The sequence below is a fragment of the Lacisediminihabitans sp. genome (assembly GCF_036404185.1).
Lineage (GTDB): Bacteria > Actinomycetota > Actinomycetes > Actinomycetales > Microbacteriaceae > Lacisediminihabitans.
Window position 1 is genome coordinate 1 of record NZ_DASWPB010000017.1, and the last position, 4,907, is coordinate 4,907.

The window sequence follows — 4,907 nt, forward strand, 5'->3', positions numbered from 1 at the left end:
CGCGGATGGGCGACCTCCTCGCCCGGCTGCTCGGACGGGTGGATGTCTGCATCATTTCCGGCGGACAGATCGGGCAGTTCATGTCGCAGGTCGTCGACAACCTCCCGGAGCTCGATGAGGAGGCCTGGCACCGGCTGCACCTCATGCCCACCTGCGGCACGCAGTACTACCGCTATCGGGACGGCTGGCAGCTGGTCTACGCCGAGAACCTCAGCGAGGAGGAGAAGGCGGCCGCGCTGGCCGCGGTCGAGCGCGCCGCGAAGGACCTCGATCTCTGGGAGACGGATACCTGGGGTCCGATTCTCGAGGACCGCGGCTCACAGATCACCTTCTCCGCCCTCGGCCAGTCGGCGCCGGTCGCCGCGAAGATGGCCTGGGACCCCGATGGGACCAAGAAGAACCGGCTTCGCGAGGCGATCGCCGAGCAGTTGCCCTCGCTCGAGGTGCGGTCGGGAGGGTCGACCTCGATCGACATCACCCGTCAGGGCATCGACAAGGCCTACGGCATGCGCAAGCTCGCCGAGGTGACCGGCATCCCCCTCGACGACATGCTCTTCGTCGGCGACCGGCTGGACCCGCAGGGCAACGACTATCCGGTGAAGGCGCTGGGCGTGGCCTGCCATGCGGTGACGGGCTGGGAGGACACCGCCGTCTTCCTGGAGGACTGGCTGCGGCAGTAACCGCCTCTCCTCCACAGCGTCGGAGTCGCCAGCTTCTGCCGAACCTGGCCCGCTCTCGTCGACCCGGGTGCCCCTCTGGTGTTTGCTGGGGGTAATTGGCAGACTGGTGGGGTGATCGAGGTGACCGAGCCGCAGGTATGGACGGTCATCGGCGTGCTCGCGGCAGCGTTGTTCGGCACGATCACGGTCGTGACGAGTGTGCTGACCCACACCATCACGGTCCAGATCGGCGGGTTGCGGGCCGAGATGGTCGCCCGGTTCGACGCGGTGGACGCTCGTTTCGAGACGGTGAATGCGCGGTTGGAAGCCTTGGATCGCGACGTCCAGAGCCTCACTGTGCGGGTCTTCGGCACCGACCACTGAGGGTTGACAGACATTCGAACGTATGTTCGACTGTCAGCATGCGGTGGAGCGGTCAGGAACTCGGTTCGGAGGAGACCTCCGCGTTGCCCGGTCTGGCCAGACTCTCGAACCTCGTGCGCACGGTGCGCACCCCGGAGTTCGCCGGCATCACCTTTCACGAGGTCCTCGCGAAGACCGCCCTCAACCACGTCCCCGGCTCGAGCAAGGCGATGCCCTTCGGCTGGACGATCAATCCCTATCGCGGCTGCAGTCATGCCTGTGTCTATTGCCTGGATCCAGAGACACTGATCCTCATGGCGGACGGCCGACAGAAGCCGCTGTGGGCAGTGCAGGTCGGGGACGAGATTTATGGCACGGAGGTCCGTGGTAATTGCCGACGCTACGTCCGCACGACGGTGGATGCCCAGTGGAATACCCGCAAAAGGGCTTATCGCGTCACGCTCGCGGATGGAACGACCCTCACTGCGAGCGGTGACCATCGCTTCTTGACGAATCGAGGCTGGAAATATGTCGCCGGCACCACGAGCGGCGGCAAAGCACGACCCCACTTGACGGTCAACAACAAGCTGATGGGGTTCGGCTCTCTGGGAATGAACCAGTCCGATTGGATGGGTGCGGCGGTCAAGTCGGATGCCAAGCTCGAGATCGTCTCGGTCGAAGATCTTGGCATCGAGCAAAACATGATCGATATCACGACGGGCACGGGCGACTTCATCGCAAACGGCGTCATCAGCCACAATTGCTTCGCCCGCAAGACCCACGAATACCTCGATCTCGACTCCGGCAAGGACTTCGACAACGAGATCGTCGTCAAGGTGAACGTGGCCGAGGTCCTCGCCAAGGAACTGCGCAAACCCAGCTGGGAGAGGCATCCGGTCGCCCTCGGTACCAACACCGATCCGTATCAGCGCGCGGAGGGTCGCTACCGGCTCATGCCGGGCATCATCGCGGCGCTCGCCGAATCGGGAACGCCGTTCAGCATCCTGACCAAGGGGACGCTGCTGCGCCGGGATCTGCCCCTTCTCGCGGAGGCGGCCGAGCGGGTGCCGGTCGACCTGGCGATGTCGATCGCGATCTATGACGACGAACTGCAGCAGTCGGTCGAGCCGGGCACCCCGAGCACGGCCGCCCGCCTCGCGACGGTCACCGCGGCGCGCGAGCTCGGGCTCGGCTGCTCGGTGTTCATGATGCCGATCCTGCCCTACCTGACCGACACCCGGGCCCACCTCGATGCCGCTCTCGCCCAGATCGCGGATGCCGGCGCGACGTCGGTGCTCTACACCGCGTTGCATCTGCGTCCGGGCGCGAGGGAATGGTACCTGCAGTGGCTGGGGGAGAACCATCCGGACCTCGTTCCCCGGTACCGGCAGTTGTACGCCAAGGGCGCCTCGGCGCCGAAGGAGTACCGGCAGTGGCTGGCCGCGAAGATCGCCCCGCTCATCCGCAAGCACGGGCTCGAACGCGGGCGGGAGGACGAGACGACCGGGGCGGTGCGATCGAGCGCCCTGCGCGGTGCCCGATCGCTCATTGCGCAGGAGCTCCCGGCCGCGCTCGCCCCCGGTCAGCCCACGCTGTTCTGATCGCCCCATAAACTTGGACATCAGTCACCACCATCACCGAGGACGGATATCCACAGTGGCCAAGCTTTACTTCCGCTACGGAGCGATGAACAGCGGCAAGAGCACCGCCATGCTGCAGGCGGCGTACAACTATGAGGAACGCGGGCAGCAGGTGCTGCTCGCCAAACCCAGCATCGACACCAGGGGCGACAAGGGCATCGTGTCGCGCCTCGGGGTCACCCGTCCGGTCGACTTCGTGATCACGCCGGAGGACGACGTCTACGAGAAGTTCGCCCGCGAGCGGGCCAGGGTCCACGATTCCACCGGTCTCGATGTGAGCTGCCTTCTCGTCGACGAGGCCCAGTTCCTCAGCGAGAGCCAGGTGGACGACCTGCTGCGCATCGCCATCCAGGAGGGCGTCCCGGTGCTGGCCTACGGCATCCGCACCGACTTCCAGACGGTTGCCTTCCCCGGCAGCCGGCGGCTGCTCGAGATCTCGCACTCCCTCGAAGAGCTGAAGACGATCTGTCGCTGCGGGCGCAAGGCGATCTTCAACACCCGCAAGGTCGACGGCCGGTTCGTCTTCGACGGCGATCAGGTCGCGATCGATCAGGGCGAGGTCTCCTACGAGTCCCTCTGCGGTGCCTGCTATCTCGAGGAGAGCCACGGCTTGCTCGGCAGCGGCCGGCGGCGCGTGCTCGTCGAGCCGGCCGAGGTCGTCTACGGCTCGGCGCCGGATCCCGACTTCGCCTGAGCTGTGCGTCGTCCGACCTGCGCGTCCGCCGACCTGCGCTCGCGGACGATCCTGCCCCTCGGCCGTGCATAACTCCTGCAGAACCGGATGTGGGCGGCCGTCGGACCCGAAGTGGCGGGGTGCGACAGCCGAGGGGCGCCTTTTTGCCGGAGTTATGCACATCGGCCGGCGGGCATTCGTTGGGCGGCTATTCTGATGTGTACCGAGATGCAATGCTCTACACATAGGAGGGACGTCGTGCGCACCAACATCGAGATCGACGATGCGCTTATCGCTGAGGCCCAGGCCGTGTCGGGTGCCATCACGAAGAAGGAGACAGTCCAGTTGGGGCTGGAAGCCCTCGTACGGCTCGGCAGGCAGGCGCGTCTACACGAGCTCCGTGGACAACTGCGCTGGGACGGCGACCTCCAGGAACTGCGACTCGACGCGTCGTGATACTCGTCGATTCGAGTGTGTGGATCGACTACTTCAATGGGGTTCGTTCGGCTCAGACGGACCGTCTGGATGAGCTAGCAGGCGTCGAACCGTTGGCGCTCGGTGATCTGATCCTCGCCGAGGTGCTGCAGGGTTTCCGGGCGGATGATGACTTCGCCAGGGCCAGGGATCTGCTTCTCGAATTCACGGTTTTTCCCCTGTTGGGTGCGGAGATGGCTCTTCGGTGTGCGGAGAATTATCGCGTGCTACGGAAACGGGGAATAACCGTGAGGAAAACGGCCGACGTGATCATCGCCTCGTTCTGTATTGCAGAAGGCCACCGTCTGCTATTCGCCGATCGTGACTTCGTTCCCTTTGTGGAGGTGCTGGGGCTTCGGCCCGCCTGAGCGAACGCTAGACGGCCGGCACCCGCACCGTCAGACCGCCGTGCTCCACCCGGATCGTCGCGTTGAGGATCGTGCCGAAGCTGTCACCGTCGAGCTCCACCTGCTCCGGGGTCTCGAACTCCAGCTCCACCTCACCCGCCTGCACGTACTGCAGCGCCCGGATGCCCGGGGTGTTGCGCATGATCAGCCGGCCGCCCTTCGTGCGGTGCAGGATGCCCCCGGCGAGCAGGCGGGACCCGATGCGCATCCATCCGCCCGCCCCCTTGGGGGTGAGGACGACCACATCCAGCTTGCCGTCGTCGATCACGGCGTCGGGGAGCAGCAGCAGGTTCGCGGTGAGGGTACCGCAGTTGCCGACGATGACGGTGTGCGCGCGCATCTCGGTGCTCGGCGCACCATCGAGGCCGAAGCGCATGGGCAGCTGTTTGTTTCCCCGGACGGACTTGGCGATCGGATCGGCATAGGCGAGCCAGCCGATCCGCTTCTTGAGCGTGCCGTTGGTGTTCGCGGCCATGTTCGCATCCAAACCGATGCCGGCCATGACGAGGTAGGCGTGCTCGTCGGCCGACCCGTCCTCGCGATGGAGTTCGGCGACGGCGATGTCGATCGACCGGTCGGCGCCGGTGAAGGCCACGGCGATCGACTGGGCCAGGTCGTTGAGCGTGAGATGCAGGTTGCGGGCGAGCAGGTTTCCCGTCCCCGAGGGCACGAGGGCCAGCGGCACCCCGCT

The 4,907-nt window shown here is 65.7% G+C and carries 7 protein-coding genes; 6 read left to right on the top strand and 1 reads right to left on the bottom strand.

The features are described 5' to 3' along the window. The 6 genes from VGC18_RS01010 to vapC all read left to right on the top strand — a co-directional run. Positions 1–680, top strand: a 680-nt coding sequence (locus VGC18_RS01010; protein WP_331093306.1) for an HAD hydrolase family protein, incomplete at its 5' end; no start/stop codon positions are given. Positions 681–791: 111 nt separating this feature from the next. Further along, positions 792–1,043, top strand: a complete 252-nt coding sequence (locus VGC18_RS01015) for a hypothetical protein (protein ID WP_331093308.1) — start codon at positions 792–794, stop codon at positions 1,041–1,043. A 38-nt stretch (positions 1,044–1,081) separates the two neighbouring features. Beyond that, positions 1,082–2,623 carry an Rv2578c family radical SAM protein gene (locus VGC18_RS01020; protein WP_331093310.1) on the top strand — a complete coding sequence of 514 codons (1,542 nt, stop codon included), beginning with the start codon at positions 1,082–1,084 and terminating at the stop codon, positions 2,621–2,623. 55 nt (positions 2,624–2,678) lie between these two features. After that, the gene (locus VGC18_RS01025) at positions 2,679–3,356 is read left to right on the top strand and encodes a thymidine kinase (RefSeq protein ID WP_331093312.1); all 678 of its coding nucleotides are present in this window, start codon (positions 2,679–2,681) and stop codon (positions 3,354–3,356) included. A gap of 237 nt (positions 3,357–3,593) precedes the next feature. Further along, entirely contained in the window at positions 3,594–3,791 is a 198-nt protein-coding gene (locus VGC18_RS01030) for a type II toxin-antitoxin system VapB family antitoxin (RefSeq protein ID WP_331093314.1), read from the top strand. After that, positions 3,788–4,177 carry a type II toxin-antitoxin system VapC family toxin gene (vapC, locus tag VGC18_RS01035; RefSeq protein WP_331093316.1) on the top strand — a complete coding sequence of 130 codons (390 nt, stop codon included), beginning with the start codon at positions 3,788–3,790 and terminating at the stop codon, positions 4,175–4,177. Before VGC18_RS01030 ends, vapC begins: the two co-directional genes overlap by 4 nt. Before the next feature lie 7 nt (positions 4,178–4,184). Here the strand turns inward: vapC and VGC18_RS01040 are convergent. Further along, a partial coding sequence (locus VGC18_RS01040) for a transcriptional regulator (RefSeq protein WP_331093318.1) occupies positions 4,185–4,907 on the bottom strand: 723 nt, incomplete at its 5' end.